We start from the raw sequence: 2,903 nt of genomic DNA on the forward strand, positions 1-2,903 counted from the left end.
CGCGCACTCACTCGAGTGCGCGGCTCCACTTCTCGTCGTCCTTGTCGCCGATCCCGACCGCTCAGGTCGTTCAGAGCAGTCTGTCGAGGAAACCGTTGCTGAAGACGCGATGCGGATCGTGCCGATCGAATGCCGCGCGCGCTGCATCCCAGCCCTCCTCGCTGCCCAATCCGGTGCGATACATGGCCGGAACGGTGTCTCCGAGGAACTGCTGGTTGCGATAGCCGCCCTCGGAGTCGAACGCCCAGCCCTTGGACCACTCGGAGCGGAACGTCGCGTAGTCGCCGGAGTAGTTGGCGACCATCCACTGCTCCATCTCCGCGAAGAACGCGGGCAGACCCGCGGTTCCGGGGAGTGATACGACGTTCATCCAGATTGCGGTATCCCAGTCGGGACGATCGGGTCGCGGGCGCACCGGCGACAGATTCGGTGCACCGGCGGAGTCGACGAGCACCTCACCCTGGTCGTCGACCGTGCACATTCGCACCTCGAACGGTCCGTTGACGGGATACAGCCCCTGCGACGCGTAGTCGCTCATCCGGCCGTGCAACCACGTCGTGAACTCATTGATGACCTGCGCGATGTTCTCCCGTTTCGTCACCACGACGCCGCCGCCCGCGATGACGCGGAGAGTGGTCGCCCGCAGATAGAACAGCAGGTCCTTCGACCAGCCCCAGAGGTCTTCGGTGCCGGTCGCCTTCAGACCGGCAGCGACGGCACCGAACTGCGACGCACCGAATGCCGGGGTGATGGCCTGATTGCCGCTCACCACCTGGCCGAGAGGGGTGGTGACCAGTTCGGGGATGCTGTCGGTGAAGAAGTAGTTGTAGGGCCCGTGGACTTCGCGTGAGGCGGGCGGTTTCTCGGGGCTGACGGACCAGATCTTGAGCCACGGGGTTTCGGTGAACGGAAACCAGATCGCTTCGACGCGTCCGGATTCGTCGGCGTATCGCTCGAATGTCCTGCCCGCTGCTCCGGGCGGTGCGAACAGTTCCTGCCACGGGACGTCGGTGAAGCTCTGGCACCGCAGCCGGTAGTTCGCGCCGGCCTGCAGGGTCACGGACGTGACGAAGGTACGGCCCAGGTGCGTGAGCAGGGGTGTGATGTCGGAGTCGGAGCGGCGGAACTCGCGCAGCGCGTACTCCCCTGCCGCCTCGTTCCACACCACTGCGGTGAGCGCAACGACGAGGTTCGACAGCGAACCGAACGACTGCCCCGGGACTGCCTGCTCCCCCACGGCCGGGTAGGTCGCGCCGTGAGCTCCGATCGACAGCGCACCCGCGATGGTGATGTCGCCGATGGCCGGCGAATTGGCCCAGCCCAGCCCTTCGGCCTGGAGCGCCGAGAGAATCGATTCGATGCTCGCGCCACCACCCGCGGTGACCGTGGCCGGCGTTTCCCCGCCTTCAGCGCGCGCCGCATCGACCCTCACGGAGTTCAGATGCGTGATGGTGTCGATGAGCACGATCTTGTCGGCGCTCTCACCGGGTACGAGGGTGAGCGGGCTCCAACTGTGCATCGAGCCGCGCGGGCGGATGCGGTAGCCGTGGATGTGCGCCCAGTTCGCGAGGCGCACGACGTCGCCCGGTTCGCGCGCGGTGGCGGTCCACACGGCGTCGAACCGGATGGTTTTCGCCCAGTTCTCGAACCGTTGCTGAGCGAGCGGAATGTCTGCGGGAAACTCCGGGGGTGCGGGGATGGTCGCCGACGGGTCTCCGAGCGGGATGGCCCCTGCGGGCGCCCAGGAGAAACCGGCGAGGGCCGCAGCACCCGCTGCGGCCCCGAGGAAGCCACGACGGCTGAGGGCAACTCCTGAAGCGTGTGCGCTCACGTGGACGAGCTCCGTTCTATGGAGAACCAGGACAGAGCAAAAATAGAACAAGTTCCCTTTCTATGCCAGTGGCATCGGAAATCAGAACGACAGACCCGATGCCTCCAGCGCTCCGAAGACGAAATCCGGGACCCCCTCGACGGACCAGAGAGCGAAACCGATCGCGGCCAGAGTCATCGCGGGCCCGAGGAACATGATCTCGAACGGTCCACCCGCCCGGATCGCGATCGCGCGGGGCAGCTTGAACTCCCACCACCGCCTCCCCCTCAATGGCACGAAAGGCGCGAGGAACGGGATCCCCTCCTTCGTGATCGCGTCACCGACGCAGTGGGTGACACACCCGAGCGCGACGGCAACCCCCAGACCGGTCGATCCCACCTCGCCGGGAAATGTCGTCCACATCAGGACGGAGAGGATCGCTGTGACGAGCGTGACGATGAACCACCCGTACTTCTTCGCCCAGCCGCCGAACAGCCCGCGCAGCGCGAGGCCCAGCGTGATGAACAGGACGCCGATGATCGCATTTCTTCCGAACTGCGCCACCAGCAGCGACACTCCCGCCCCCAGCAGGGCGGCGAACAACGCAGTGTGCGTCATCGTGCGGTGTCCACCGGTTCGCTTCCTGTCCTTTTTTCCGCGGGTGACGTTGTAATACCCAGCCGAGACCGCACCGACTCCCCGAGCGAAGGTCTGACTCACCGGACCGAACGATCGAGCGACGGTCGACTGGGATGTATCGAGATCGGGCAACAGCGCCGATCCCGCGCAGACGCCTGCGAAGGCAAGTATCTCCGGCGTCGACGTCGGGCCGCCCCAGTCTCGCGGCAGCACGTCGGCGACAAGGAGACCGACAAGCGCTCCGGATACCGCATGGGTAGGGCCCATTACCATGTCGGACAACACCTTTCGATCGGAAGACGCCACTCACCCGGTTCGGACAAGTCGAACACCCAACCTAGCAACCACACCCGACACATCAGTCACACGGATAGCCCTGGATGCCCCCGAAACGACGGAAGGGCCCGGTGCTCAAGGTCAACGAGGCGCCGGACCGGTGCTCAAGGCCAACCAG

General features: G+C 65.7%; 2 protein-coding genes. Both read right to left on the minus strand.

What is annotated here, in order from left to right; all coding sequences use genetic code 11:
* Positions 1 to 70: 70 nt before the first annotated feature.
* Positions 71 to 1,831, minus strand: coding sequence for a cholesterol oxidase substrate-binding domain-containing protein (locus tag ACFWB0_RS25540; RefSeq protein ID WP_378493195.1), 1,761 nt, complete (start codon positions 1,829 to 1,831; stop codon positions 71 to 73).
* A gap of 81 nt (positions 1,832 to 1,912) precedes the next feature.
* Positions 1,913 to 2,722, minus strand: coding sequence for a metal-dependent hydrolase (locus tag ACFWB0_RS25545; protein WP_378493196.1), 810 nt, complete (start codon positions 2,720 to 2,722; stop codon positions 1,913 to 1,915).
* Positions 2,723 to 2,903: the final 181 nt, after the last annotated feature.

The sequence above is a fragment of the Rhodococcus sp. NPDC060086 genome, assembly GCF_042730275.1.
GTDB lineage: Bacteria > Actinomycetota > Actinomycetes > Mycobacteriales > Mycobacteriaceae > Rhodococcus.